The following is a 25,024-nucleotide window of genomic DNA, read 5'->3' as shown; positions in this document are numbered from 1 at the left end:
CACCACCGCGACGTACCGCCCATGACCCCCACGGACCGGCGCACGCCCCTGCCCGAACCGGGGCCCGGTACGCCCACGGACGGGAACACGGCGGCCGCACACCCCCCGCACGGCGACGGCCCCCTGCTGTCGCCCCCTGAGCGCGAACAGATCGACGCCCGCCTCCAGGAGGCCATGAACGGCTTCATCGACGCGCCGCGCGGCTCGGTCGAGGAAGCGGACTCCCTCGTCGACGCCCTCGCCACGCGCGTGGGCGAACTCCTCGACGAGCGCCGCCAGGCCCTGCGCAGGGCCTGGCACGACGACGCCGCCCGCGCCGGCACGGAGGAACTGCGGATGACCCTCCTCGCCTACCGCGACCTCACCGCACGACTGCTCGCCCTCTGACCGGACCACCCCGCCCCGCAACCGCCCCGGTGACCGTCGCAGGCCCCTCCCCGCCTACGACGCGAACCCCGGCGGTTGCGGGGCGTTCGCACGCCCTCCCGGGCACCGGCCCCGTACGCGGCGGCAGTTGGCGGCCCACACCCTCGAACTCCCCTCCGACGAGTGGTTTGACCCCGTACGGATCACCGACCGAACCCCCTCTGGCGAGACTGCACGAAGGACAGCCGGATGATCGCACTACCAGGGGGCCGAAATGGTCGGCGGCACAGTTTTGTTCGCGTTGCGGGACGACCCGCTCGGAAAGGGATCCGAGGGCGAACAACTGCGCAGGATCCGCACAGCGGTGGAGAACCACGGGCTGGAGGTGCGCTGGGCCCGGACCGAGCCCGACGCGCGCGCGGTGCTACGCACGGAAGCCGGCATCGCGGCCGCCGTGGTGGCATGGGACCTCTCCCGCGACGGGCACACCGACGGCGAACCGGGCGGCGCGGCGGTGCTGCGCCAGATCGGCCGGCGCTTCAAGAACCTGCCCGTCCTGCTCGTCATGGCCGACGGAGCCGACGACGAACTCGACCACCTGCCGCTGTGGGTGTCGGAGACGGTAGTCGGCTACGTCTGGCCCCTGGAGGACACCCCGGCGTTCATCGCCGGCCGCATCGTCAGCGCGGCCCGCGCCTACCGCGAGGCCGTGCTCCCGCCGTTCTTCAAGGCACTGCGGCGCTTCGACGACGCCCACGAGTACTCCTGGCACACCCCCGCCCACGCCGGCGGCGTCGCCTTCCTGAAGTCCCCGGCCGGCCGCGCCTTCTTCGACTACTACGGCGAGCGGCTGCTGCGCAGCGACCTGTCGATCTCCGTCGAGGAACTCGGCTCCCTGTTCGAGCACACCGGCCCCATCGGCGACGCGGAGCGCAACGCCGCCCGGATCTTCGGCGCCGACCGCACCTACTTCGTCCTGCACGGCAACTCCACCGCGGACCGCATGGTCGGGCACTTCTGCGTCGCGCGGGACGAGATCGCGCTGGTGGACCGCAACTGCCACAAGTCGGTCCTGCACGGCCTGGTCCTCTCCGGCGCCCGTCCCGTCTACCTCGTCCCCACCCGCAACGGCTACGGACTGGCGGGGCCGCTGCCGCCGGCCGAGGTCCGCGCTGCCTCGGTGGCGGACCGCATCGCGGCCAACCCGCTGGCCCAGGGCGCCCTCTCGCCCGGCGCCGAGTACGCCGTGCTCACCAACTCCACCTACGACGGGCTCTGTTACGACGCCGTGCACGTCGCCCGGGAGCTCGCCCCCAGCACACCGCGGCTCCACTTCGACGAGGCGTGGTTCGCCTACGCCCGCTTCCACCCCCTCTACGCCGGGCGCTACGGAATGGCGGTGGGCCCCGACACCCTCGCCGACCCCGACCGCCCCACCGTCTTCTCCACCCAGTCCACGCACAAACTCCTTGCCGCGCTGTCGCAGGGAGCGATGGTCCACGTCAAACCCTCGCCGCGGGCACCGGTGGAGCACGAGCGCTTCAACGAGGCCTTCATGATGCACGGCACCACCTCGCCGCTGTATCCCGCCATCGCCTCCCTCGACGTCGCCGCCGGGATGATGGACGGCCCGCAAGGACACTGGCTCATCGACGAAGCGGTCACCGAAGCCGTCCGCTTCCGCCAGGCGGTGGCCCGCACCGGCAGGCGCATCGCGTCCTCCGCGGACCGGCCCGCCTGGTTCTTCGGCGCCTGGCAGCCCACCACCGTCACCGACCCGGCCACCAAGGAACGGCACGCCTTCGCCGACGCCCCCACCGAACTCCTGCGGACCGAGCCGTCCTGCTGGCACCTGGAACCGGGCGCCGACTGGCACGGCTTCCCCGGCCTCGACGAGGGCTACTGCCTCCTGGACCCGGTCAAGGTGACGCTCACCTGCCCGGGGATCGACGCCACCGGCCGATGGGACGACTGGGGCATCCCCGCCCGCGTCCTGACGGCCTACCTGGCCACCCGGAACATCGTGGTCGAGAAAACCGACAGCTACACCACCCTCATCCTCTTCTCCATGGGCATCACCAAGGGCAAATGGGGCACCCTGCTCGACGCCCTCATGGACTTCAAGGCGCTCCACGACACCGGGGCCCCGCTCGAGCAGGTCCTGCCCCAGCTCCTCGCCCGGTACCCGCGGCGCTACGCCGGCGCGACCCTGCGGGACCTGTGCCGCTCCATGCACGACCACCTGCGCCGCGCCGACCTGGTCACCCTGCTGGACACCGCCTTCCAGGAACTGCCCGAGCCGGTGGCCCCGCCCCAGTGGTGCTACCAACAGCTGATCCGTCAGGGCACCGAGCGCGTACGGCTCTCCGACGCCGCCGGACGCGTGGCCGCCGCCATGGTCACCGTCACGCCGCCCGGGATCCCCGTGCTGATGCCCGGCGAGTCCACCGGCGACCCGGACGGGCCGCTGCTGCGCTACCTCGGCGCGCTGGAGTCCTTCGACCGCGAGTTCCCCGGCTTCCGCAGCGAGACCCACGGCGTCACCGTGGACCCCGACACCGGGGACTACATGATCGAGTGCGTACGTTCCGACCGCCGGCCCGCTCCCCGCTCCTGACCGCCGCACCGTCACACGGGCGGGACGAGCACGAAGTACCGCTCAAGGAGGTCCCGGTCGCCCTTCACCTCGTCGAGCCGGTCCGCGGGGAGGCGCTGCCAGAGGAACAGCAGCAGGTCCGACGCCGTGCCGGCCAGCTCGACGTCGCACGGGCCCGATCCCCTGTCGAGCAGCACGTCGGCACCGTCGAAGCGCACCCTCCAGTCGCCGGCGCCGTCGGTCTGCCGGAACCGCAGGCACTCGCCCGACCCGGGCGGGGCCTGCGTCCAGGCCCGCCGGGCCGGCGCCAGGACCTCGAAGTTCTGGCCGACGGCAGCCGCGGCGAGCTCCGCCTCGACCGGCTGTGCCGTGCCGATCGCGTTCTCGGCGTCCCAGCGGTGCACGGCCGCCTCGATGGTCTGCATCCGCAGCCAGAACCCGGTGGTCCGCTCCCGCGACCACGTCCACACCGGTTCGGCCGGGCCCCGGCTGCGGAACAGCGATTCCAGCGCGGAGGAACCGTCGGTGAACCAGTCGACCAGACTCGCCGGCACCGGTCCGCGGTTGGGGGCGTCCTCCGGCATGGGCCAGCCCTCGATGTCCTCGGGAAGCTGGAGGAAGCCGAGGTCCATCGTGGCCGACGGGGTCCGGGCGATGAGATTGCCGATGGTGTCCGGCGGTTCCTGGATCCGTTCCCTGATGAGGTGGGTCACGAATCTCTGCACTCCGCCCAGGTGGGTGACCAGGTCGGACACCGACCAGGCGGGGCAGGAGGGGACCAGAGGCGCCGCGTCGGCGGCGGCCGCCCGGCGGACGGCGGCCTCGAACGCCAGGACCTCGCGGCGGAAATGACAGACATAATCCATGGCCTCAATCTGCCCTCGCGCCCGATCCCGTATGTGCCGCGGCCCCCGCGGGAATGCGGGGCCGTACCTCCAGGGTTTCCCCCGTAGTGACCGCCGCCGGAGGACGGCATTCTGACGGAGGAGGGGATCGCTGGTCTGCCCGACGGGGGTGAGCAGACCAGCGGGGCCCCACGGCCACGCGCCGGACCGGCGCGCCGCCCAGCCGCGGCGCGCCGGTCCGGTAAACCCGCCGAGGGCGTGAACAGCTCATTTTCCGCCCATCGGAGTAATCCTGGTGGGAACAGCGGCTGCACTCGTGTGCGGATGTGCAGGCTGTTCGCCGTGAGGGGACGGCGCGGAACAGGGCATGTGGTGACGCTGGCGGCGGCCGTGGCCGTGGCTGCGGTGCTCGGGCTGGCGGGGGAGGCGGCCGCGGGCGAGGCCGGTGCGGATGCCGCGATCGTGGGTCTGCCCGTGACCGCTGTGGTCACCGACCTACCCGACCTGCTTCCCCCGCACCCGCCGTCGCACGTCAGCGCCGACGCACTCGGCGGCTCCGTGAGCGCGGAGGTGATCGACGACGGCAAGGGATGCGTGAACGTCACCGCGCATCTCCCCGTGGCCGACGCGGAAGTATGGCTGACCTGCCGCAAACCGAAGCCTCCGGCGCCGGCGCCGCCGGCTCCTGCGCCGCCCGCGCCTCCTGCTCCCGCGCCGCCGGCGCCGCCAGCCCCGGCGCCCCCTGCGCCCGCACCCCCTGCGCCGGCACCCCCTGCGCCCGCGCCACCGGCCCCGGCTCCTCCTGCTCCTGCGCCTCCCGCTCCCGCACCCCCTGCGCCGGCCCCTCCGGCTCCCGCGCCACCGGCCCCGGCTCCTCCGGCCCCTGCGCCTCCCGCGCCGGCTCCTCCGGCTCCCGCACCACCAGCCCCAGCGCCACCCGCCCCCGCACCGCCGGCCCCAGCCCCGCCCACGCCCGCCCCGCCGCCGATTCCGGCACCCCCTGCGCCCGCGCCTCCGGCTCCCGCGCCCCCTGCGCCTGCGCCTCCCGCTCCCGCCCCTCCAACTCCGTCCCCACCAGCCCCTGCTCCTCCCGCGCCACCAGCCCCGGTCCCCCCGCCGCCCGCACCTCCCGCCCCCGTACCCCCAACGCCCGGTGCTCCCACGCCGCCGGGGCCCGGCCCGTCGAGGCCGCCCGCGGCCGGACGGCCCGGGCCGGGTACCGTGCCGCCCCCGGCACGCACCACCCCCGTCGGCGACGAGCCGTCGCGCCCGGCACCGCGGCCCTCCCCGGCACCGTCCACCAGGGCCCCGGCACCGCCCGCCGGGCCCCGATCGCCCTCGCGTCCGTACTACCGCGCCACCGTCAAGTCCGTGCACAAGCAACAGGATCACGGCACGTCGCTTGTCACCCTCACCCTGCTGCTCTCCACCCCCGCGGTCCTGGCCGCCGCGCTGCTGCGCCCGCGCTCCGGGGGCGGCAGGCGGAGCCGCTGACCGGCCTGGGCCCGCCACGTACCACCGCCCCCCAACTCGTCCGAACAGATGAAAGGAGGACGCCCGGGCCGCCGCAGGCGCCACCCCCGTACCCCGGGTGCGGCACTGTCGGACGGGGACAGGGACGGGGACGGGTCTCGGGCATCCGGCGGGAGTGCGGTCATGACGAGTGGACGGACGGCCGCCGACGCGGGCCCGCGGCCGGGGGAGCCGGTCGTGCGGCTGCTGCTGACCTCCGACACCCACCTGCCCAAGCGCGCCAAGTCGCTGCCGGAGGAGCTCCTGGCCGCGCTCCCGGAGGCCGATGTGGTGATCCATGCCGGGGACTGGGTGGACCTCGCCGCCCTCGACCTCTTCGCCTCGCGGGCCCGGCGGCTCATCGGCGTGTACGGCAACAACGACGGCCCCGAACTGCGGGCCCGGCTACCCGAGATCGCCCGTGCCGAGCTCGGCGGGCTGCGGTTCGCGGTCGTCCACGAGACCGGGCCCGCCGCAGGCCGTGAGAAGCGGTGCGCCGAGCGCTTCCCCGATGCGGACGTGCTGGTCTTCGGCCACAGCCACATCCCCTGGGACACCACGGCCCCCGGTGGTCTCAGGCTGCTGAACCCCGGTTCACCGACCGACCGGCGCCGCCAGCCGCACCACACCTACATGACCGCGGAGGCGCACGCCGGCCGGCTCTCCCGGCTGACCCTGCACCGCATCACCCCCGCGCCGCGCCCTGGCTAGTCTGTGACCATGATCATTACTGCCGACGACGTCCGCCGCATCGCTCTGTCCCTCCCGGAGACCGTGGAGAAGGAGGCGTGGAGCATGCCGACGTTCCGCGTCGCCGGGAAGATGTACATCACGATCCCCGACGACGAGACGTCCTTCGCGGTGCGCTGTCCCCGCCACGAACGGGCGGAGCTCATCGCGGCGGAACCGCAGAAGTTCTGGGTGCCCCCGCACGAGGCGAGCTCGGCGTGGGTGCGCGTACGGCTCGCCGCTCTGGAGGACTTGGACGAACTGCGTGACATCCTCGTGGACTCGTGGAGGCAGGCGGCGCCCGAGCGTCTCGCCGACGCCCTGCCCGAGGGGCCCGGCGCGCACTGAGCCGGAATTGCGGCGGGTCCCACCGGCGCGTTTGATGGAAGCGAGCCCCTGGGCGGACGCCCGGCGGGGAGGGAGACGACCGTGGATCTCGTACTGCGCCCCGGACGGGCGGACGACGCGGTGGACTGCGGCAGGATCTGCTACGAGGCGTTCTCCGGAATCGCCCGCGAGCACGGATTCCCTTCCGACATCCCCGACGCGGGCGCCTCGACGGGGATGTTCGAGATGGCGCTGAACCACCCCGGTTTCTACAGCGTCGTCGCCGAGCTCGACGGCCGCGTCGTGGGCAGCAACCTTCTGGACGAGCGGTCGGCCGTCGTCGGCGTCGGGCCGATCACCGTGGACCCGGCCGTCCAGAACGGCGGCATCGGGCGCCGTCTCATGCACGACGTCATGCGGCGGGCGGACGAGCGGGGCGTGCCCGGCATCCGGCTGCTGCAGAGCGGCTACCACTGCCGGTCGTTCGCCCTCTACAGCGGCCTCGGGTTCGCGTTCCGCGAAACGATGGCCTGCCTGCAAGGGCCGCCGATCGGCGGAACCGTGCCGGGGTACGCGGTGCGGCCGGCGACGGACGCGGACCTGGCGGCGTGCAACGAGGTGTGCCGCACGGTCCACGGCGTCGACCGCGGCGGTGAGCTCGCCGACGCGCTCAAGGCGGGAACGGCCCGCGTGAGCGAGCACGACGGGCGGATCACCGGCTACGCCACCGACCTGTCGTTCTTCGCGCACGCCGTCGGCGAGAGCACCGAGGACATCAAAGCGCTCATCGCCGCCGCCCCCGCCTTCGGCGGCCCCGGCATCCTCGTTCCCGCCCGCGACAGCGCCCTGTTGCAGTGGTGTCTGCGGAACGGCCTCAAAGTGACGGAGCTGATGAGCCTGATGACCATCGGGCTCTACAACGAGCCCGCCGGCGCCTATCTCCCCTCCATCCTCTACTGACCGACCCGCGCGGCCGCGGTCAGCCCTCGATCAGGGCCGCCAGCCCGTCGAGCATCGACGTGAGACCGAGCTCGAACACCTCGTCGAGGTGCAGGTCATAGCCGTCGTCGCGGAAGGACCCGACCACCTTGGCGAACGTCGGGTACTGCCCGGAGGCGACCAGAGCGTCGAAAGCCGCGGCCTGCGCCTCCATCCACTGGTCCTCGGACAGCCCGGTGGCGCTCGCGGCCTGCGCCTCCCGCTCGAGATGGACGGCGGTGCCCTGGACGTAGCTGTAGAGCAGCGCGTTCACGTTGAGCATGGTGGCGGGGGCGAGGCCGTGGCCGTCGAGGGCGCCGAGCATCCAGTCGGAGTAGGCGATCAGGTGCGGCAGCGCCAGCGGGCGGGTCAGCGGCCCGATGTGCGCGAGCCAGGGGTGCGCGCGGTGCAGCGCCCACAGCGAGCGGGCGCCCACCTCCAGACGGTGGCGCCAGTCGGCCGGTGCGTCGCGGGGATAGGACATCTCGGCGTGGACCGCGTCGGCCATGAGGAAGATCAGGTCGTCCTTGCTGGTCACATGGCGATAGGGCGACATGGCGGCGACGCCGAGCCGCGCGGCGACCCCGCGCATGGACAGCGCGGCCAGCCCCTCCGCGTCGGCGATGTCGACGGCGGCACGAATGATGCGTTCCCGCGTCAGCTCGTGGTCGGTCGCGGGGGCGGTCGTGGCCGTGGCGGGCGCTTGCGCCGCCGCGCGGGGGCGCCGGTCCGGGGCCGCCACCACCGTGCCGACGCGCGGCTGGGCCCGTACGAGCCCCTCCTGGCGCAGGGTGGTCAGCACCTTGGTGGCTGTGGCGAGCGCGACGTTCCACTCCTTGGCGATCTGCCGCGTGGACGGCACCCGGTCGCCGGGCGCGAGCTCGCCGTCCGCGATGCGCCCGCGGAGCTCGGCGGCGATGCGCAGGTACGGCGGAACATATTTTTCGGCCACGATCGGATCCCTTCACCCCTGTACTAGTACAGAGGCTAGCAGCAAATTCGGTGCTCAGGACAGCTCCTGTACTAGTTCAGGAGCGCTGAACGGGCACTTGGCAGGGCTGTGCGTACGGCGTACATTCAGGGCGTACACCGTATTGAAGGGGGATCCCCATGAAGACCGTCCTCATCTCCGGCGCCGGCGTCGCCGGCCTCACGCTCGCCTACTGGCTGCGCCGCAACGGCTTCGCGCCGACCGTCGTCGAGCGCGCTCCCGCCATCCGCCCGGGCGGCCAGGCCATCGACGTCCGCGGCGTCGCGCTCGACGTCCTCGAGCGGACCGGGATCCTGGACGAGGCCCGGCAGGCCCGCACCCGGCTGCGCGGCATGGCGATGCTCGACAGCGACGGCAACGAGCTGTGGCGCTCCACGGAGATGACGTACAGCGGCGGCCGGCTGGACAGCCCGGACATCGAGGTGCTGCGCGAGGACCTGACCCGCATGCTGCACCGCAAGACGCTCGCCGAGGACGTGGAATTCCTCTTCGGCGACTCCATCGCCACGCTCGACGAGCAGCCGTACGGCGTCCGTGTCGGCTTCGAACAGGGCCACGCACGGACGTTCGACCTGGTGGTGGGTGCCGATGGCCTGCATTCGAAGGTGCGCCGGCTGGCCCTCGGCCCGGAGGAGCGGTTCGTCCGCCACCTCGGCGCCTACCTGACGGTGTTCAGCACCGACAACTTCCTGGACCTCGACCACTGGGAACTCTGGCTCAAGGACGACTCCGTGGGCTACTGCCTCTACCCCGTCCGCGACAACAGCGAGATGAGGGCCACGCTCGGCTTCAACTCGGAGCCGATCGACTACGACTACCGCGACGTCGAGCAGCAGAAGTCGATAATGGAGGAGCGGCTGGCCCATATCGGCTGGGAGACGCCGCGGTTGCTGCGCGCCATGCGTCAGGCGCCCGACTTCTACTTCGACGCGATGGCCCAGATCCACCTGGAGCGGTGGTCCACCGGCAGGGTGACGCTGGTCGGCGACGCGGGCTACTGCGCCTCGCCGCTCTCCGGCCAGGGCACGAGCCTGGCCCTCGTCGGCGCCTACGTCCTGGCCGACGAGCTCGGCAGGCAGGGCGACGACCACGCCGCCGCCTTCGCCCGCTACGAGGCCCGCGTGCGGCCGTTCGCCGAGCTCAACCAGGCGCTCGCGACGGAGAACCCGGGCGGAATGCCCGCCGACGAGTCGCTCGAGAAGGCCAAGAACGGCATGACGCTCGACGACTGACCGCCCCGCCCCGGCCGCCCCGCCCGGCCGCCTGGCCCGGCCGCCTGGCCCGGCTGCCCGTCCCGACCCTCCTGCCCGGCCCGACCGCCCCGCCCGACCGCCCGGTCCGGCTCACCTGGCTCGCTCCCTCGTGAGGGCCAGGGCCCACAGTCGCCGCCAGTTCAGCCGCGGCCGCATCCGGGGGACGCCCGGGCGGTCGCGCGGAACCCGTACGCGCAGCGCCTGGGGCTCGATCCGGCAGCGTACGGGTGTCGGGAGGGTCAGCGGCTCGCCGTCGACGCCGACCTGTACCACCGGTTCGTCGGCGTCGACGAGGACCTCGCGTGCCGTCAGCACGGTCAGGCCGGGCGCGCGACGGCCGCGGAGCAGGGCCGCCGCCTGCGCCGCGCTGTCGACCCTGACGCCCAGCAGCCCCAGCACGCCGCCGTCCAGCCGCTCCCGCCGGCCGAGCCCGGCCAGGTCCCCGACCCGGTACGGATTGTTGCTGACCAGCACCGCCTGAGGACCGTCGAGGACCACGCCCCCGGCGGCGACGGTCAGCCGCGGCCCGTGATGCCGGGTCAGGACGTCGGGCAGCAACTGCAGCGTGGTGCGCACCTTGTCGTCACGGTAGGCGGGGCTCTGCACCACGACCGCGTAGGCACCGAACGAGGCGTTGTTGACGAAGACGCGCTCCCCGACACGCCCCAGATCCACCCGGAACTCGACGCCGTCCGTCAGCGCGTCCAGGCACCTCGACGGCTCGTCGCGGTCGAGCCCGAGGTCCAGGGCGAAGTGGTTGCGCGTCCCGGCCGATATGACCACGAACGGCACCCCGTACGCCGCCGCGACGCCCGCGACCAGCGCCTGCGTGCCGTCCCCGCCGGCCACGCCCAGCAGGTCCGCGCCCTCCGCGACCGCGTCGCGCGCGAGCGCGACGACGTCCTGAGGACGCTCGGGGTCGAGGAGCACGACGTCGGCGCCCAGCGCCTCCGCCTTCTCCCGCAAGCCGAACCGCCCCACCTTCCCGCCTCCCGAGCGGGGATTCATGATGAGGAAGGGGCGCTTGGGCGGCGGGACGGGAAGCCCGCGCGCGGTCGCCGTCGGCGCGGTGGCGTCCGCGGCGAGCGCGGCCCAGCCCGCGGACACCGCCAGGGCCCACAGCCCGAGGACAACCACGACGAGCCAGAGCAGCCCGGCCGCGACATAGAACGCGATCACCATGGCCGGCGCCGCCACCGCCAGGCCGGCGGCGCACACCCGCGCCAGGCCCCGCCGGGTCAGCGCCCACCACAGCCCCGCCGCCGAGGCGGCCGACCCGCCGATCCCCACCAGGCCGACGCTCCTGCCACCCGCGACCAGCAGCAGAAGCAGCACCCCTGCCGTGGCGGCCGCGACCGCCAGCCGCGCGGCCCGGCGCTGCGCCAAGCCCCCGTACACCCCCGGACGACCGTCGTCCATGGTTCCCCCCATCGCCGCGAACACAGGAAAGACGCGTCAACCACCACCGTCCGTTCCCCGCCGGGCACCGCGAGGCGAGCGACGCCCACCCCGGCTGGCAGCGGCCATGTCCCCCTGTGAGCTGCGACGTTGACAGGCAGTGACACAGATGTTCTCATGGTGCGCGTGCAGCGTGGCGCCGGCCAGAAAGCAGTGGGCCGGCCGGTGGCCGAGCGAGCACCTTTCACCGAGGGACCATGCCATGAGTTCATACTCCGCATTCCGCGCCTGACGTTCGCGCCCGCGCACGTCGTCCCTGGTCCCGCGCGGTGCCCGGCACCGCCGCCCGACCTCCGTACACCACGCCTGCCCGACGGCCGCCTCATGCCGGCGCCGCCCGTCGTCCACGGCCCGGTGTGACCGGTCGGCGTTCCTCACCCGGAGCAGGGTCGCGTGCTCACCCGCGCCCGGCGCGTATCCGCGCCCCCCACCATCACCGCGCACCGTCGCGGACCCACGCACTCTTCCTGGAGATCCACGCAGCATGCCCACGTCCTTCAACCAGCAGGTCATCGAGGAGTTCCGAGCAAGCGGCGGAAAGGTCGGCGGCCCCTTCGAAGGCGGCGACATCCTCCTGCTGACCACCACCGGCGCCAAGTCCGGCCTGCGGCACACCGTCCCCCTCGGCTACGTCCGGGACGGCGACCTGCTCCTCGTCGTCGGCTCCAACCTCGGCGCGCCCAGCCATCCCGCCTGGTACCACAACCTCCTCGCCCACCCCACCGTCGGCGTCGAAATCGGCACCGAGCAGTTCGAGGCCATCGCCGTCCCCGCCGAGGGCGAGCGGCGGGAGCGGCTGTTCGCACACGTGGTGCGCGCCGAACCCGGATACGGCGACTACCAGACCCGCACCACCCGGCCCCTGCCGGTCGTGGTGCTGGAACGGCCCGGACCCGGCGCGGAAGAACCCCGCGAGATCCATAGCCTCGCCGACAAGCTCCTGGAGATCCACACGTGGCTGCGCGCACAGCTGCGCCACGTACGGGCCGAGGCCGACGCCCACCTCGCGGCGCGGGCGGACCACAACGGCCCCGGAGAACCTCCGTCGCCGGGGCTCGGCCTGCAGATCCGGCAGCACTGCCTCGCCTTCTGCGACACCCTGACGTTCCATCACACCAGCGAGGACGCCCACGCCTTCCCCGCCCTCGCCCAGCACCACCCCCACCTGCGGGAGCCTCTCGAGCGGCTCAGCGAAGAACACCGGACCGTCGCCCGCATCAAGGACGAACTCCTCGCCCTGCTGTCCGACATCACCACCGCCGACCCCCGGCGCTTCAGCGCCGAACTGGAGCGCATGTCACAGGAGTTGCTGGCCCACCTCGACTACGAGGAGGAGTGGCTGCTCCCCGCCCTGTCCCAGGTCCCCTTCCCCCCGGCGCCCGCGCGTGTCACATCGGCCGCCTCCGGTCCGTCATCGCGGTGACGGAACACGACGGGAGAGTGCGCGGCCAAATGAACGAACAAGATTTCCTGGCGGGGCGGTTCGAGGAGCACCGCCCCCACCTGCGGGCGGTGGCCTACCGGATGCTCGGCTCGCTCAGCGAGGCCGACGACGCCGTGCAGGAGGCATGGCTCAGGCTCAGCCGCTCCGACACCAGCGGCGTCGAGAACCTGGGCGGCTGGCTGACGACCGTCGTCGGGCGGGTGTGCCTGGACCTCTTGCGGTCGCGCTCCTCGCGACGTGAGGAGCCGCTCGGCGTGCGGCTGCCCGACCCGGTCGTCAGCGGGGCGCAGGGCATCGACCCCGAACACGAAGTGCTGCTGGCCGACTCGGTCGGCATCGCCCTGCTCGTCGTCCTCGAAACCCTGGCCCCCGCCGAGCGGCTCGCCTTCGTCCTGCACGACATGTTCGCCGTGCCCTTCGACGAGATCGCCGCCGTCGTCGACCGCACGCCGGCCGCGACCCGGCAGCTCGCCAGCCGGGCGCGCCGCCGCGTCCAGGGGGCGGCCCCGGCGCCCGACACCGACCTGACCCGGCAGCGCGAGGTCGTCGACGCCTTCCTCGCCGCCGCCCGCGGCGGGGACCTCGAGGCGCTCGTCGCCGTCCTCGACCCGGAGGTCGTGGCCCGCTCCGACGGTGGCACCCTGCGCCCGGGGGCCGTGCTGCGCGGTGCGGCGACCGTGGCCGGGCAGGCGCTCACCTTCGCGCGCTTCGCGGAGTTCGCGCACCCCGCGACCGTCAACGGAGCCGCGGGAGTCGTCGCGGTCACGGCCGGGACCCCGGTGTCGGTCATGGCGTTCACGGTCACGGACGGCAGGATCGTGGAGATCGACATCCTCACCGACCCCGAGCGCCTGAGCCGGCTGGACCTGACGGTCCTCGGCGGCTGACGGGGGCCGGCCCCGGCGAGGCGTTGAGCGCACCCGGCGGGACGGCACGCGCGCTAGACCGTGGAGGTCAGCGCGCTGTCGTCCCCCGGACGGGAACCGGGCAGCCGGTGCCGTGCGGCGACGAGGGCGGCGTCGATGTCACGGGTTCCGGTCGACACGCACAGGGTGTAGGCGACGTCCGCCAGCCGCTGCCGAGTGGCGGGTCCCGCCTTCCCGGACTCCAGCGCGCGCTCGAGGGCGGTGTAGCGCCGGACGAGATCGTCGAGCACGGCAGGGTGGGCAAGCAGCATGAATCTCTCCTCTGAGGACACACACACGACGTTGGCTGTGCGCCTGCCCGGTCAGCACCGCCTCATGCCTCCCTGTTTCCTCACATCCCGCGGCCCCGGTTGGGCTAACCGCCCTGGTCCGGGCACCGTCGCGGCCGCACCATGGGGGCGTAGGTGGTTTCGGCCGCTTCCCACCGGAAGGTAGCGATGCGCTCGGCCGCGGTAGCCGTGCGCGGTTATCTGCTCGGAAGGGGTGGCCATGGCCACTGACCTCGAATTGGAGATCTCAGGAACACGCCCGGGCGCATACGAGGTGCGGGTGGTGCGCGCCGCGGCAGGCGGCGAGCCGGAGGCCCCGCTGCGGCTGGACGTCGACGAACTGCTGGCCCGCCGCCCCGAGCTGGAGGCCACCGTGCTGGCCTCCTCCGTGTCGGCGCGGCGCGTGGTGCCGCTCACCGAGGAACCGGTGCAGCAAGTGGGACGGCAGCTGTTCACGGCGCTGTTCACCGGCCCCGTCTACGGCACCTACCGGGCGAGCCTGGGCGTGGCGCAGGAACGGCAGGAGCGGCTGCGTATCGTGCTGCGGCTCGGCTCGCCCGAGCTGGCGCTGCTGCCGTGGGAGGCCCTCTACGACCCGGAGGCCGGCGCCTACCTGTGCCGGCACGAACCGCTGGTCCGGCACGTCCCCGCCCTCTACACCCCCGAGCCGCCGCAGGTGGAGCCGCCCCTGCGGATCCTGGTGCTGATCGCCTCGCCGCGCGGCCTGCCCCCGCTGGACACCGACGCCGAGCGCGGCCGGCTCGAGAAGGCACTGGCCGGGCAGCTGGCGGCGGGCCGCGTGGAGGTGGCCTGGCTGCCGGACGCGAGCTGGGACAGCGTGCAGGCGCGGCTGCAGGAGGGGGAGTGGCACGTCCTGCACTTCATCGGGCACGGCGACTACGACGCCGACGCCGACGAGGGCCTGATCGCCCTGGTGGACGACCGCGGCGGGGCGGACATGGTCGAGGCGTCCCGGCTGGTGGACCTGCTCAGCGCGGCCGACCCCACCCCGCGGCTGGTCGTCCTCAACTCCTGCGCCTCCGCCCAGGGCGGCACCCTGGACGTCTTCTCCAGCACCGGCGCGGCACTGGTCCGCAGCGGCGTCAGCGCGGTCGCCGCGATGCAGTTCACGGTCAGCGACCGGGCCGCGGTCCGCTTCGCCCAGGGCCTGTACACCTCGCTCGCCGCCGGCCGGCGCATCGACGAGGCCGCCAGGAGCGCACGCATCGCCATGCTCGGCTGCGGCCGCACCGCCCTGGAATGGATCACCCCGGTGCTGTACGTACGCGGCGACACCACCCGCCTGTTCACCTTCACCTCGCCGCCGCCGGCCCCGCGACCCGCGGCCGCGCCCGGCGCCGGACCCTCGCCCCCGCCCGACGACAAGCGGCGCGAGGCACAACTGCGCGCGCTGCAGGTGATGGCCACCGCCGAACTGCGCGTCGGCCACGCCGACGAGGCCCTCGCCCTCCTCGACGACCTGCTCACCCTCGACCCCGGCAACCGCGGCGCGGCGGAGCTGCGCGAGACGGCCGCCCGCCAGTGCCGGCTCGTCGGGGCGTACGAGCGGGCCAGGAACGCCGAGTCCGCCGGCGACTGGGCGACCGCGATCGACGCGTACACCGAGGTCCTCGAGACGCAGCCCGACTACCGCGACGCCGCCGGGCGGCAGGAGGTCTGCCGGACCCGCCAGCGCACCGCGGACCTCCAGGCCGAACTGCGCTACCACGCGGACAACGGACACTGGCAGGCCGTCCTCGACGTCGTCGGCGAACTCCACCGCCTCGACCCGGCCGCCGGCGACCCCGACGGGCTGGCCACCCGCGCCCGCCAGGCACTGGAAGAGGCCGAGCGCGAGGCCGAGCGGACGGCCGCCCTGGAGCACCGGTACGCCGAGGCCCGCGCGGCCGAGGACGCCGGTCACTGGGGCGCCGCCGCCGACTCCTACCGCGAACTCGCCGCCGCCGACGGCGGCTACCGCGACGCCGCCCGGCGGCACGAGAGCTGTCTGCGCCGCCACCGCATCGCCGCCCTGCGCACGACGCTGGACAAGCAGGCGGCCGCCGGCGACTGGGCGCGGGTGCGCGAGACGATCGCCGAGCTGACGACCGTGGACCCCGGCACCGCCGACGAGCTCGCCGAACTGGCCGACCACGCCCGGCGCGAGCTGGCCGCGCACCCGGACGAGCTGAGCCGCATCGACTTCACGGCCGAGGTCTACGCCCTCGCCTGGCACCCCGACGGCCGGAGCATCGCCGCCGGGGGCTCCGCCGCGTGGGCCCGCGTCCACGACAGCGACAGCGGCGACGAGCGGCTGCGCGTCGAGGCCGGGGTGCCCGAGCTGCACTGGGTGTACGCGGTGGCGTTCGGCCCGGACGGCAGCCGCCTGGCGACCGGCGCCGACAACCACACCGCCCGCGTCTGGGACACGGCCACCGGCCGGCGACTGCTCGAGGTGCGGCACGACAAGGCCGTACTGGCGGCCGCCTTCAGCCCGGACGGCGCGCGGCTGGCCACGGGCAGCCTGGACCGGACGGCGCGGGTGTGGGACGTGGCCACCGGGGAGAAGGGCCTCGAAGTGCGGCACGGTCACACGGTGTTCGCGGTGGCGTTCGGCCCCGACGGGTCGCGGCTGGCGACCGGCAGCGTGGATCAGACGGCGCGGGTGTGGGACGCGGCCACGGGGGAGCGGGTGCTGGAAGTGGGTCATGACCATACGGTGTTCGCGGTGGCGTTCAGTCCCGACGGCACCCGGCTGGCCACCGGCAGTCACGACGGGACCGCGCGGGTGTGGGACATCGCCACCGGCGAGGAGATCTGGGAAGTCGCCCACGGCCATACGGTGTTCGATGTGGCGTTCAGCCCCGACGGCTCCCGCCTCGCCACCGCCGGCGACGACCGCACGGCGCGGGTCTGGGACCTGGCCACCGGACGCACGTGCCTCGACGTGCGCCATGACGACATGGTGCTCGCCGTGGCGTTCAGCCCGGACGGCACCCGGCTCGCCACCGGCAGCCACGACCACACCGTCAGGATCTGGCCCGTGGGCGACCTCTGACCGGCCACCGGAGAAGCGAAGGAGAAACCGATGGGCCAACTCGTCGAATTCCCCAGCGGGGGCAGCGGCACGATCCTGGTCGAAGTCAGCGAACGGGCCGGTGGCACGGTAACCCGCGGCCTGCGCGAGAGCACGGTCGTCCAACGGGCGCAGCACACCTTCGAGGACGCCGTGCACCGTGTGGAGCCCGCCGTACAAGCCGTCGTCGCCCACCTGCGGTCGGCCGCCCAGTCACCCGACGAGATCCGCGTCGAATTCGGCATCGACCTGCACGCCGAAGCCGGCGCGTACATCGCCAAGGCCAGCACCACCGCCAACTTCACGGTGGCCCTGACCTGGCACAGGGAGGAGCAGTAGCGGCGCGCCGACCGGAAGACCGGAAGACCGGAAGGAGGGGCCGTCAGGACGCGCCGCGCGGCAGGGCCTCCTCGGGCAGGACCCGCAGCGCCCGCAGGGCGGCGCCGAAATCCCGTACCGCCCGCGGGTCCCGCAGCGAGCGGCCGGTGAGCTTCTCCAGCCTGCGCAGCCGGTAGCGCACCGTATTGGGATGGCAGTACAGGCGCCGCCCGGCCTCGACGGCGGAACCGCCGGCGGAGAACCAGTGCTCGAGCGTTTCGAGCAGTCTCTCGCGTTCGTCCGGTGGCGTCGCGAAGACCTCGCCGAAGACGGACCGGGCCATGTGGCCGGCCTCGGCCGGGGCCGCCACGGCCAGCATGGCGACGGGGTCGTCGTCGAAATAGGCGACGCCCGCCTTGCCCTTCGGCAGCGCCGCGAGCGCCAGACGCGCGTACCGCAGGGCCTGGGGCGTGTCGCGCAGCGCGTCGTATGGCGGACTGATGCCCACCCGTGCCGCGCTCTTGTCGAGAATTCCCAGGGCCGTCGCCCGGATGTCCGCGGGCAGCGCGGACATCACCCCGACCCGCTGGCCGGGCAACAGCCGCCAGGCGGACGGTACGTGTCCCGCCCGCAGCGCCGCCTCGATGCGGGGGAGTGCCGAGCGCCCCGGCGCGGGGGCGTCCGCGGCCGCCACGATGAACGGCCCGCTCGTCGGCAGCCCGAGGGTGCGGGCGGCCTCCCACACGGTGCTCCGGTCGTTGATCGCGCCGGTGAGCAGTGCTTCCACCAGCGCGGACCGCTCGTGCTCGCGTTGTGTCATCAGTTCGGCCGCCGTCTCGCGATAGGCCGAGGCCATCGCGTCCGCGTACTCGCCGGCCAGCCGCCAGATCTCCGACGACAACGTGACCAGCATGTCGCCGCTGACGTCGTGCGCCCCACGCGCCTCGGCCGCGACCTCGGCCCACAGAACCTCGAAACCGATGCGGAAGGCACGCTGGGTGCCCGCCAGCGATACGTCCTGCAGCGCGCGCTCGCGCCCGGTCCGCCGGGCGGGGGTCAGGTCCGCCGGCACCTGCCGGCCCGCCAGGTGCAGCAGCGGGAACTTCAGGTTGTCCACGCACGACCGACGCAGCGAGTCGAGGGGGACGAGCGCCTCGTCGCCATAGGGCTCCACCTCCGCGCGGAGCCGGAGGGCGAGCCGGTCCCCTATCTCGCGGATGCGCCGCAGCACCGCGCGGGCCACCGGAACGATCGCTTCGTGCGGCGCCGGACCATGCATCCCCGCAGGGTACAACCGGCGTCACCCGGCCGGCGCACCGCCGTCGGCCGCCGCCAGGGCGCGCACCAACTGGACGCGGGAGCGGATGCCGAGCGCGGAGAAGACGTTGCGCAGGTGGTGGTCGACGGTCCGGTGGCTGAGGGTGAGGCGGGCGGCGACCTCCCGGTTGGTGAGCCCTTCGGCGACGTGCCGGGCCACGCGCAGCTGCTGGGGAGTGAGGGAGGCGGGCGAGCGCCGGCCGGCACCGGCCTCGCCCCGGCCGGCCGCGCGCAGCTCCTCCCGCGCCCGTTCGGCCCAGACGTCCGCCCCGCAGGACTCGAAGCGCAGCGCGGCGTCCCGCAGGTGGCCCCACGCGTCACCCGGCCGGCGAAGCCTCCGCAGGGACATGCCGAGCGCCAGCTCGGTACGGGCCTGGGTGAACTGAGGTCCTGTCTCCCGCAGAAGTGCCAGGGCCTGATGGAAGTACGGTTCCGCGGCGCCCGGGGCGCAGAGCAGGCCGCGGCAGTGCAGGGCGGCCGCCCGCGCCTGCCGGTCGTCGCCGGCCCGGGCCCACCTCTCGAAGGCGCGCAACGCCCCGTGGGCCTGGCCGAGGACCCGTGGCCGGTCGGATGCCGGCAGGCGCGGTGCGGCCAGTGCCACGGCTTCGACGAAGGACGGGATGACGCGGGGGCGCCATGCGAAGTGGTGCAGGGGAGACGGGGGAGACGAGGGAGCGGCGTCGGGGACGAGGGGACGCAGCCGCTCGGACGCCTCCACCGGCCGGCCGCGGGAGAGGTCGAACAGGCCCAGCGCCCACGTGGCCAGCACGGCCGGCACCACCAGGCCGTGATCGTGCGCCGCGGCGAGGGCGGCACGGGCATGAGCCCGGCAGCCCTCGGCATCGCCGGCGACCGACGCGGTCATGGCCAGCGTTCCCCGCGCCTGCGCCGCCACGTGATCCTGCCCGAGCGCCAGGGCCGCCTCCAGGGCGCGGTGGGCGCGGGAGCGGGCGGGCCCGTACCGGCCGGCGGCGAGTTCGACGAGCGCGAGGTGCCCGAGCACCTTCGCGTTCAGGTCCGCGCACGGGCCGGCACCGGCCAGCGCGCGGTGCGCCAGGTCCCGTGCGTGCGTCGTCCGGCCGAGCATCAGGGCGGCGCGGGACGCGTGCAGGAGCGCATCGGGACCGTCCTTGGCCGCCGCGGGGGAGGAGGCCGCACGCGGCAGCGCGGCGGCCGGATGCGGCTCCGTCGCGGGCCGCGCATCGGCGAGATCGCCGGGGTGGGTGCGCGACGTAGCCACACCCCGCCGGCCGTGCGGCGCGGCCGCGACGCCCTCGTCATGGTGCCGGACAGGGTCGTCCGCCTCCCCGTGCGCACGGATCCGCCGCGCCGCCGCGAGGTAGCCGGCGCGGTCGCCGGTGTTCCAGGCGGCGTCAGCGGCACGCAGGAGCGCGGTGAGCTCCGCGGCCCCGTGCGGTCCCGACGCCCGCGCGCTCAAAGCCGCGGCCCGGCGGGCGGGCCCGGCGCGCCGCGCGTGTCCGGCGGCGGCCAGGAGCCGCGCGGCGCGCAGGGCCGGGGCGTCCGCCCGGTCGGCGGCCCGGGCGAGGGCCGCGGCGCAGCGGCGGTGCATGTGCCGTGCGGGGTCGCGCATGGTCGTTCCTCCTCGTCGCGACGGAGGGCGGTCGGGGGGATCGCGAGCACGTTACCTACGCGTAACGCCATTGGGGAGGCACGGCGCCGAGGCGGCGCCGCGGTTGTCCCGGAGGCCAAAGGCGCTGCCGCACGGCTTGTCGGAGGGGACAACCGCGCACCCACCCCGGCGATTTCGCCGATGCGCGGCCCGCGACGGAGCCGCATGCTGCCCGCAGCCCATCCCGCGTTCCCCTGGAGGCACACATGCGAAGAATCCTGAGCGCCCTCGTCGCGACGGCGGCCGCGGCCACCTGTCTCACGGCCACCTCGACAGGCACCGCCGTGGCCGCCCCGCACCACCGCACGCCGGTCGTCTTCGTCCACGGCTACCTGAACACGGGCGTGGTGTGGGCGCCGGCGCGCGCCGCGTTCAGACAGGCCGGATACAACGACAGTGAACTGTTCACCTACTCCTACGACTTCACCGCCTCGAACCGGACGAGCGCCCAGGGCCTGGCCGCCTTCGTCGAGAAGGTCAAGCGCGCCACCGGATCCGGCACGGTCGACATCGTGAACCACTCCATGGGCGGCATGGTCGCGATGTGGTACCTCAAGGAACTCGGCGGCGCGTCGAGCGTCACGCGCATGGCCTCGCTCGCGGGGGCCCACCACGGCACGCTGACGGCAGGGCTGTGCACGGTCCTGTCCGCCTCGTGCGCGGAGATGACGCCCGGCTCCCCCTTCCTCGCCACCCTCGCCGCCGCCGACGAGACGCCCGCTCCCGTCCGGTACCGCACCTGGTACTCGCCGTGCGACGCGGTGATCACCCCCTTCACCAGCAGCATGCTCGACGGCGCCACCAACACGCTGCTGCCCTGCATGACCCACGCGGGCTTCCTCACGAACAGCGCGCTGCTGTCGGACGTCGCGACCTTCACCAAGGGCTCCTGACGCCCGCACTCCCGGATCCGCCGCCGACCCCTTAGCGTGGGACGACCGGCGGATCCTGCCGCACACGGTGGAGAGCACAGGGGCGGAGGCATGAACACCCGTACGCGCGACGGCACACCGTCCACCGATCCCGTCCCCCTGCACCGGCTGCGGATACCGCCACCGCACATGCCGCCGTTCGCCATGGGGTCCTTCGAGACCCTCGGCCCCGACGCCCGGGCGGGCTACCCCCACCGGCACACCTTCTACGAAATCGTCCACATCACCGGCGGCTCCGGAGCCCACGTCATCGACCTCGAACGCCGCCCGCTGCGCCCACCGCACCTGTGCTTCCTCCTGCCCGGCCAAGTGCACTACTGGGAGCGGGCGTCGGACCTGCGCGGCGTGCTGATGCTGTTCACCGAGGACTTCCTGCTCGGCCACCCCGGCGACCGGCAGCTCCTGCGCGCCCTCGGCGAACGGTCGTGGTTCCACCTGCCGCCCGGCCAGGACGGCCCGGGCGACGACCGCGCGGGCATCGGCTCGCTGATCCGTTCGATGGGACGGGAGTACACCGCCAAGGCGGACGGCTACGCCTCCGTGCTGGAGGCGTACCTGCACATCCTCCTCGTCCGGGCGCTGCGCCTGCCCGGCGCCCGCGGGCCCGGCACCGTCACGGGCCGGGCCGCCGAGGTCTCCCGGGAGTTCGGCCGGCTGCTCACCGAGACCGCCGGGGCGGAGGGGGCGGTCGGGGCGTACGCGGCGCGCCTGGGGGTCTCCGTCGGCTACCTGAACGAGGCGGTGAAGCAGGCCACCGGCCGCACGCCCGGCGAACTGGTACGCGCGGCACGGACGCTGGAGGCGAAGCGGCTGCTGACGGGCTCCGCCCTCGGCGTCGGCCAGGTCGCGCGGCGCGTGGGGTTCGCGGACCCCGCCTACTTCTGCCGCTTCTTCCGGCGGGAGACCGGGACCAGCCCGGGAGACTTCCGGCGCGCGGCGGCGAGCGGCGGCAGCCGGGACCACGGCAGGGACGGGACCCGCGGGAATCACCACGTTCACCGAACGGAGTCCATCGATCCGCCCGGCGTGGCTCCCTAGGTTCGTCAGCGAGCCACTCACCCCAGGAGGCCCGACCATGGCGGACGAACACACCCACGCCGGCGACCCGGAGCCGGCGGCACGGCGGGCGGTCAGCCGTAAGACCCTGCTCAAGGCGGCGCTCGTCGCCGTACCCCTGCCCGCGCTGCTCGGCAGCGGCGTCGCCCTCGCACGCGACCACCGGACCTCGGACCAGCTGTCCCCGACGCCGTTCTGCGACGACGGGGACGACCCGACACCCCCGCAGACCGAGGGCCCGTACTTCAAGCCCCGCTCTCCCGAACGCACCTCCCTGCTGGAGCCGGGGACACGGGGTACCCGGCTGACGGTCAGCGGCTACGTCTTCGGGCTCACCTGCCGGCCGGTCGCGCACGCCCTGCTGGACTTCTGGCAGGCGGACGACGCGGGCGCCTACGACAACAGCGGATTCCGGCTGAGAGGACACCAGTACACCGACTCCCGGGGCGCCTTCACCCTGACGACGATCGTCCCCGGCCTCTACCCGACCCGCACCCGCCATCTCCACGTCAAGGTCCAGTCCCCGGGCGGCCCCGTCCTCACCACCCAGCTCTACTTCCCCGGCGAGCCCCGCAACCACACCGACCCCATCTTCCACCCGGCCCTGCTGATGAACGTCCGTCAGGCCGGCCCGGCGAAGCAGGCGACGTTCGACTTCGTCATCGACGAGGCGACGGCACGCGGCTAGCGGGTCGTTGTCCGTGCCGGCGTCGCCGTGCCCTTCTCGGCGGGCCGCTCGTTGCGCAGGACAAATGGGGCATATGTCATTCGGGGCTGCCTCTTGGCCGGATGGACGAAGGGTGGCGTATGGGTGCCGCGACGCGGGTCAGGTCGGTGCGGAGGCAGGTGGTGCTGGCCGGTGCGGGGTTGGGCGCGGTGGCGTTGTCGGCGGTACCGGCGCACGCGGTGATCGGTGTCGGCAACGCCGCGTCCGGCAACGTCTGCGCCACGGCGGGAGGCGCGCGGGCAGCCGGTGCGACGGCGTCCGGCACGGGAAGTTTGGCGGGCAATGCCGGGCAACTGCCGGTCGGGCTGCCCCGCAACCACTGCGGCAACAGCGGACTCACCTGCGCGATCGATACCGACGTCCTGGCCGGCACCGAGGCCAAGATCCCCGTCGACCCCAGCGCCCAGTCCGCCCTCGAAAAGATCATCGGACTTGGCGGCGAATGATGCCCGCCGTGCCGGCGCCGCGTCCCCTGGCAAGCGTGAGGAGTGAGCGCACCGTGCTTGTGACCCCGCGTGTCGTTCCCGACGGCTCGCTCGTTGCGATGGACAAATGGGACGCAGATAGACGGCGGGCCGATCAGAAGTAGGTCGGGGTAGCCGGTCGAACAGCACGAAGGAGCGGCGTGTGGGTGCGGCAACGCGGGCCAGGTCGTGGAGGGAGCGGGCGGCGCTGGTCGGTACCGTCGGTACGGGGCTGGGCGTGGTGGTGTTGTCCGCAACGCCGGCACCTGCGGTCATCGGCGTCGGCAACGCCACCTATGGCAACGCCTGTGCCCAGTCGGTAGGCGCACGAGCATCGGGGTCGACGGTGTCCGGCACGGGGAGCTTGACGGGCAATGCCGGGCAACTGCCGGTCGGGCTGCCCCGCAACCACTGCGGCAACAGCGGTCTCACCTGCCTTGCCACCATGTCGGAGGAGGAAGCCGCTCACCTCAAGGAGCAACTGGAGGAATCGGAAATCAGCCTTTTCGAACCAGTCCTCAAAGCTAAGTGATCTCGCTCGGCACAGTGGCGTGTGGCGGGGAACACCGATGGCGCCGGCCTGGACGGCTCGTAGGATCCTCTCCCACGTGCCGTCCGCCGACGATCTTAGGTGCCTGTCGTGCACCGTCTTCCACTTCACATCGGACAGTGCCTGGCGCCGGCGTAGCTGTCGCCTAGGGCACGGCTCAACTGGCCGGTGTCGCCTCGATGAGGTGGAAGACGTTCGGCTGGGGCAGCGGCGTGATGGCGTCGAGCGTGAAGCCCGCCTTGGAGCACAGGGCGGCGAAGTCGTCCGCGGTGCGCTCCCGGCCGCCGACGTTCACGAGCATGTTGAGGTCGCTGAGGTAGGTCAGTTCGGTGGTTTCGCCGGAGACGGTGGCCGGCATGACCGGTTCGACGATCAGGAGGGTGCCGTCCGCGGGGATGACGTCCCTGATGTGCCGGAGGATCGTGACGCACTGCTCGTCGTTCCAGTCGTGGATCACGCTCTTGAGCAGATAGAGGTCTCCGCCCGCCGGGGCGGACGCGAAGAAGTCGCCGACCGTGAGGGTGACGCGGTCGGCGACCCCCTCGCCGGCCAGCCGCTCGGGGGCCTGGGCGAGCCCCTCCGCGGTGTCGTACACGACGCCCCGTGGCCCGGGGTGCGCGCGCAGGATGGCGGACAGGAGCGTGCCGTCGCCGCCGCCCACGTCCACGACGGTGCCGAAGCGGCCGAAGTCGTAGTGGCCGGGCAGTACTTCGGCCGCGACCTGGGTGGCCTGGCTCATCGCCGCGTTGAATTCCGCGGACAGCTCGGGGTGTTCCTTGAGATAGCCGAAGAAGTCCGTGCCGAAGGCCGCGTCGAACCCGGTCTCGCCCGTACGGACGCTCTGCTCCAGCAGTTCCCAGCCGCGCGTCATCGAGGGATCGGTGAAGACCCGCGCCACCGACAGGAGCGAGCCCGGGACCCCGGAACGCAGCAGATCGCCCGCCGCGGTGGTCGCGAAGGTGCCCGGCGCGGTCTCCGTCAGCAGCCGCAGACCGGCCAGCGCGCGGAGCAGGCGGTGCGTGGCCTGGGGGTGGGTGCCGAGATCGTGGGCGAGGCCGGCGGCCGTGAGCTCGCCGTCGCCGACCCGGTCGAAGATTCCCAGGCGCACGGCCACCCCCAGGAGCTGCGTGCCCATCTGCCCGAAGGCGAGCTGCATCACGATGGTGCGCTCCTGCCAGCCCACCGGTGTCCGCTGCGTGTCGTGCTCCGAACCGCTCATCGCGGGGCCCCTTCCGTAGTGGCGCCGTCGCACGCCGGGCA

General features: G+C 73.7%; 24 protein-coding genes. 16 read left to right on the top strand and 8 right to left on the bottom strand.

The window, feature by feature from the left end; all coding sequences use genetic code 11:
* Nucleotides 1-21: 21 nt before the first annotated feature.
* Nucleotides 22-387: a hypothetical protein gene (locus ABZ956_RS16470; RefSeq protein WP_361893178.1), complete on the top strand. Its 366-nt coding sequence runs from the start codon at nt 22-24 to the stop codon at nt 385-387.
* 253 nt (nt 388-640) lie between these two features.
* Nucleotides 641-2,983 (top strand): Orn/Lys/Arg decarboxylase N-terminal domain-containing protein, encoded by a 2,343-nt coding sequence (locus ABZ956_RS16465; RefSeq protein WP_361893175.1) that lies wholly within the window; start codon nt 641-643, stop codon nt 2,981-2,983.
* A gap of 11 nt (nt 2,984-2,994) precedes the next feature.
* On the opposite strand, the gene ABZ956_RS16460 is transcribed toward ABZ956_RS16465, so the two are convergent.
* Complete coding sequence (locus ABZ956_RS16460; protein ID WP_361893172.1) at nt 2,995-3,828, bottom strand: maleylpyruvate isomerase family mycothiol-dependent enzyme; 834 nt, start codon at nt 3,826-3,828, stop codon at nt 2,995-2,997.
* A 580-nt stretch (nt 3,829-4,408) separates the two neighbouring features.
* The gene (locus ABZ956_RS16455; RefSeq protein WP_361893169.1) at nt 4,409-4,882 is read right to left on the bottom strand and encodes a hypothetical protein; all 474 of its coding nucleotides are present in this window, start codon (nt 4,880-4,882) and stop codon (nt 4,409-4,411) included.
* Between the two features lie 296 nt (nt 4,883-5,178).
* On the opposite strand from ABZ956_RS16455, the gene ABZ956_RS16450 reads away from it, so the two are divergent.
* The 4 genes from ABZ956_RS16450 to ABZ956_RS16435 all read left to right on the top strand — a co-directional run bounded on the left by ABZ956_RS16450 (nt 5,179) and on the right by ABZ956_RS16435 (nt 7,335).
* Nucleotides 5,179-5,301 (top strand): hypothetical protein, encoded by a 123-nt coding sequence (locus ABZ956_RS16450; RefSeq protein ID WP_361893166.1) that lies wholly within the window; start codon nt 5,179-5,181, stop codon nt 5,299-5,301.
* A 216-nt stretch (nt 5,302-5,517) separates the two neighbouring features.
* Nucleotides 5,518-6,030, top strand: coding sequence for a metallophosphoesterase (locus tag ABZ956_RS16445; protein ID WP_361893278.1), 513 nt, complete (start codon nt 5,518-5,520; stop codon nt 6,028-6,030).
* Between the two features lie 12 nt (nt 6,031-6,042).
* The gene (locus ABZ956_RS16440; protein WP_361893275.1) at nt 6,043-6,396 is read left to right on the top strand and encodes an MmcQ/YjbR family DNA-binding protein; all 354 of its coding nucleotides are present in this window, start codon (nt 6,043-6,045) and stop codon (nt 6,394-6,396) included.
* A gap of 81 nt (nt 6,397-6,477) precedes the next feature.
* Nucleotides 6,478-7,335 (top strand): GNAT family N-acetyltransferase, encoded by an 858-nt coding sequence (locus ABZ956_RS16435; RefSeq protein ID WP_361893163.1) that lies wholly within the window; start codon nt 6,478-6,480, stop codon nt 7,333-7,335.
* A gap of 19 nt (nt 7,336-7,354) precedes the next feature.
* Here the strand turns inward: ABZ956_RS16435 and ABZ956_RS16430 are convergent, their stop codons facing one another.
* Entirely contained in the window at nt 7,355-8,305 is a 951-nt protein-coding gene (locus ABZ956_RS16430; protein ID WP_361893161.1) for a TetR/AcrR family transcriptional regulator C-terminal domain-containing protein, read from the bottom strand.
* Nucleotides 8,306-8,463: 158 nt separating this feature from the next.
* Between ABZ956_RS16430 and ABZ956_RS16425 the strand changes: the two genes are divergently transcribed.
* The gene (locus ABZ956_RS16425) at nt 8,464-9,576 is read left to right on the top strand and encodes an FAD-dependent monooxygenase (RefSeq protein WP_361893159.1); all 1,113 of its coding nucleotides are present in this window, start codon (nt 8,464-8,466) and stop codon (nt 9,574-9,576) included.
* Between the two features lie 111 nt (nt 9,577-9,687).
* Here ABZ956_RS16425 and ABZ956_RS16420 read toward each other — a convergent pair whose 3' ends face one another.
* Nucleotides 9,688-11,016, bottom strand: coding sequence for a diacylglycerol kinase family protein (locus ABZ956_RS16420; protein ID WP_361893156.1), 1,329 nt, complete (start codon nt 11,014-11,016; stop codon nt 9,688-9,690).
* Between the two features lie 523 nt (nt 11,017-11,539).
* Between ABZ956_RS16420 and ABZ956_RS16415 the strand changes: the two genes are divergently transcribed.
* Nucleotides 11,540-12,478 (top strand): nitroreductase/quinone reductase family protein, encoded by a 939-nt coding sequence (locus tag ABZ956_RS16415; RefSeq protein WP_361893153.1) that lies wholly within the window; start codon nt 11,540-11,542, stop codon nt 12,476-12,478.
* Between the two features lie 29 nt (nt 12,479-12,507).
* Nucleotides 12,508-13,386 (top strand): RNA polymerase sigma factor SigJ, encoded by an 879-nt coding sequence (sigJ, locus tag ABZ956_RS16410; RefSeq protein ID WP_361893151.1) that lies wholly within the window; start codon nt 12,508-12,510, stop codon nt 13,384-13,386.
* A gap of 53 nt (nt 13,387-13,439) precedes the next feature.
* Here sigJ and ABZ956_RS16405 read toward each other — a convergent pair whose 3' ends face one another.
* Nucleotides 13,440-13,676 carry a DUF5133 domain-containing protein gene (locus ABZ956_RS16405; protein WP_361893148.1) on the bottom strand — a complete coding sequence of 79 codons (237 nt, stop codon included), beginning with the start codon at nt 13,674-13,676 and terminating at the stop codon, nt 13,440-13,442.
* A 238-nt stretch (nt 13,677-13,914) separates the two neighbouring features.
* On the opposite strand from ABZ956_RS16405, the gene ABZ956_RS16400 reads away from it, so the two are divergent.
* Both ABZ956_RS16400 and ABZ956_RS16395 read left to right on the top strand, forming a co-directional pair.
* On the top strand, nt 13,915-16,752 hold the full coding sequence (locus tag ABZ956_RS16400; protein ID WP_361893145.1) for a CHAT domain-containing protein: 2,838 nt from the start codon (nt 13,915-13,917) through the stop codon (nt 16,750-16,752).
* 30 nt (nt 16,753-16,782) lie between these two features.
* Nucleotides 16,783-17,109, top strand: a complete 327-nt coding sequence (locus tag ABZ956_RS16395; protein WP_361893142.1) for a CU044_2847 family protein — start codon at nt 16,783-16,785, stop codon at nt 17,107-17,109.
* A 43-nt stretch (nt 17,110-17,152) separates the two neighbouring features.
* On the opposite strand, the gene ABZ956_RS16390 is transcribed toward ABZ956_RS16395, so the two are convergent.
* Entirely contained in the window at nt 17,153-18,367 is a 1,215-nt protein-coding gene (locus tag ABZ956_RS16390) for a helix-turn-helix domain-containing protein (protein ID WP_361893139.1), read from the bottom strand.
* Nucleotides 18,368-18,388: 21 nt separating this feature from the next.
* A complete protein-coding gene (locus tag ABZ956_RS16385) occupies nt 18,389-19,996 on the bottom strand; it encodes a helix-turn-helix transcriptional regulator (protein ID WP_361893135.1) in 1,608 nt (535 codons plus the stop codon).
* A 245-nt stretch (nt 19,997-20,241) separates the two neighbouring features.
* Between ABZ956_RS16385 and ABZ956_RS16380 the strand changes: the two genes are divergently transcribed.
* The 5 genes from ABZ956_RS16380 to ABZ956_RS16360 all read left to right on the top strand — a co-directional run bounded on the left by ABZ956_RS16380 (nt 20,242) and on the right by ABZ956_RS16360 (nt 23,746).
* Nucleotides 20,242-20,928, top strand: coding sequence for an alpha/beta fold hydrolase (locus ABZ956_RS16380; protein ID WP_361893132.1), 687 nt, complete (start codon nt 20,242-20,244; stop codon nt 20,926-20,928).
* A 90-nt stretch (nt 20,929-21,018) separates the two neighbouring features.
* On the top strand, nt 21,019-22,005 hold the full coding sequence (locus ABZ956_RS16375; RefSeq protein ID WP_361893129.1) for a helix-turn-helix transcriptional regulator: 987 nt from the start codon (nt 21,019-21,021) through the stop codon (nt 22,003-22,005).
* A gap of 37 nt (nt 22,006-22,042) precedes the next feature.
* Complete coding sequence (locus tag ABZ956_RS16370; RefSeq protein ID WP_361893126.1) at nt 22,043-22,711, top strand: dioxygenase; 669 nt, start codon at nt 22,043-22,045, stop codon at nt 22,709-22,711.
* A gap of 119 nt (nt 22,712-22,830) precedes the next feature.
* Nucleotides 22,831-23,196, top strand: coding sequence for a chaplin family protein (locus ABZ956_RS16365; RefSeq protein ID WP_361893123.1), 366 nt, complete (start codon nt 22,831-22,833; stop codon nt 23,194-23,196).
* A gap of 181 nt (nt 23,197-23,377) precedes the next feature.
* Complete coding sequence (locus ABZ956_RS16360) at nt 23,378-23,746, top strand: chaplin family protein (RefSeq protein ID WP_361893120.1); 369 nt, start codon at nt 23,378-23,380, stop codon at nt 23,744-23,746.
* A gap of 175 nt (nt 23,747-23,921) precedes the next feature.
* On the opposite strand, the gene ABZ956_RS16355 is transcribed toward ABZ956_RS16360, so the two are convergent.
* A complete protein-coding gene (locus ABZ956_RS16355) occupies nt 23,922-24,983 on the bottom strand; it encodes a methyltransferase (RefSeq protein WP_361893117.1) in 1,062 nt (353 codons plus the stop codon).
* Nucleotides 24,984-25,024: the final 41 nt, after the last annotated feature.

Origin of the sequence: Streptomyces sp. NPDC046261, from assembly GCF_040646235.1 — a bacterium.
Classification (GTDB): Bacteria; Actinomycetota; Actinomycetes; order Streptomycetales; family Streptomycetaceae; genus Streptomyces.
This window is presented reverse-complemented; position numbering and strand designations above follow the sequence as displayed.

What these genes read in the sequence shown, in the direction of transcription:
- ABZ956_RS16470 (WP_361893178.1), top strand. Translation starts at nt 22, where the DNA reads ATGACCCCCACGGACCGGCGCACGCCCCTGCCCGAACCGGGGCCCGGT.
- ABZ956_RS16465 (WP_361893175.1), top strand. Translation starts at nt 641, where the DNA reads ATGGTCGGCGGCACAGTTTTGTTCGCGTTGCGGGACGACCCGCTCGGA.
- ABZ956_RS16460 (WP_361893172.1), bottom strand. Translation starts at nt 3,828, where the DNA reads ATGGATTATGTCTGTCATTTCCGCCGCGAGGTCCTGGCGTTCGAGGCC.
- ABZ956_RS16425 (WP_361893159.1), top strand. Translation starts at nt 8,464, where the DNA reads ATGAAGACCGTCCTCATCTCCGGCGCCGGCGTCGCCGGCCTCACGCTC.
- ABZ956_RS16420 (WP_361893156.1), bottom strand. Translation starts at nt 11,016, where the DNA reads ATGGACGACGGTCGTCCGGGGGTGTACGGGGGCTTGGCGCAGCGCCGG.
- ABZ956_RS16415 (WP_361893153.1), top strand. Translation starts at nt 11,540, where the DNA reads ATGCCCACGTCCTTCAACCAGCAGGTCATCGAGGAGTTCCGAGCAAGC.
- sigJ (WP_361893151.1), top strand. Translation starts at nt 12,508, where the DNA reads ATGAACGAACAAGATTTCCTGGCGGGGCGGTTCGAGGAGCACCGCCCC.
- ABZ956_RS16405 (WP_361893148.1), bottom strand. Translation starts at nt 13,676, where the DNA reads ATGCTGCTTGCCCACCCTGCCGTGCTCGACGATCTCGTCCGGCGCTAC.
- ABZ956_RS16400 (WP_361893145.1), top strand. Translation starts at nt 13,915, where the DNA reads ATGGCCACTGACCTCGAATTGGAGATCTCAGGAACACGCCCGGGCGCA.
- ABZ956_RS16395 (WP_361893142.1), top strand. Translation starts at nt 16,783, where the DNA reads ATGGGCCAACTCGTCGAATTCCCCAGCGGGGGCAGCGGCACGATCCTG.
- ABZ956_RS16390 (WP_361893139.1), bottom strand. Translation starts at nt 18,367, where the DNA reads ATGCATGGTCCGGCGCCGCACGAAGCGATCGTTCCGGTGGCCCGCGCG.
- ABZ956_RS16385 (WP_361893135.1), bottom strand. Translation starts at nt 19,996, where the DNA reads ATGCGCGACCCCGCACGGCACATGCACCGCCGCTGCGCCGCGGCCCTC.
- ABZ956_RS16380 (WP_361893132.1), top strand. Translation starts at nt 20,242, where the DNA reads ATGCGAAGAATCCTGAGCGCCCTCGTCGCGACGGCGGCCGCGGCCACC.
- ABZ956_RS16375 (WP_361893129.1), top strand. Translation starts at nt 21,019, where the DNA reads ATGAACACCCGTACGCGCGACGGCACACCGTCCACCGATCCCGTCCCC.
- ABZ956_RS16370 (WP_361893126.1), top strand. Translation starts at nt 22,043, where the DNA reads ATGGCGGACGAACACACCCACGCCGGCGACCCGGAGCCGGCGGCACGG.
- ABZ956_RS16365 (WP_361893123.1), top strand. Translation starts at nt 22,831, where the DNA reads ATGGGTGCCGCGACGCGGGTCAGGTCGGTGCGGAGGCAGGTGGTGCTG.
- ABZ956_RS16355 (WP_361893117.1), bottom strand. Translation starts at nt 24,983, where the DNA reads ATGAGCGGTTCGGAGCACGACACGCAGCGGACACCGGTGGGCTGGCAG.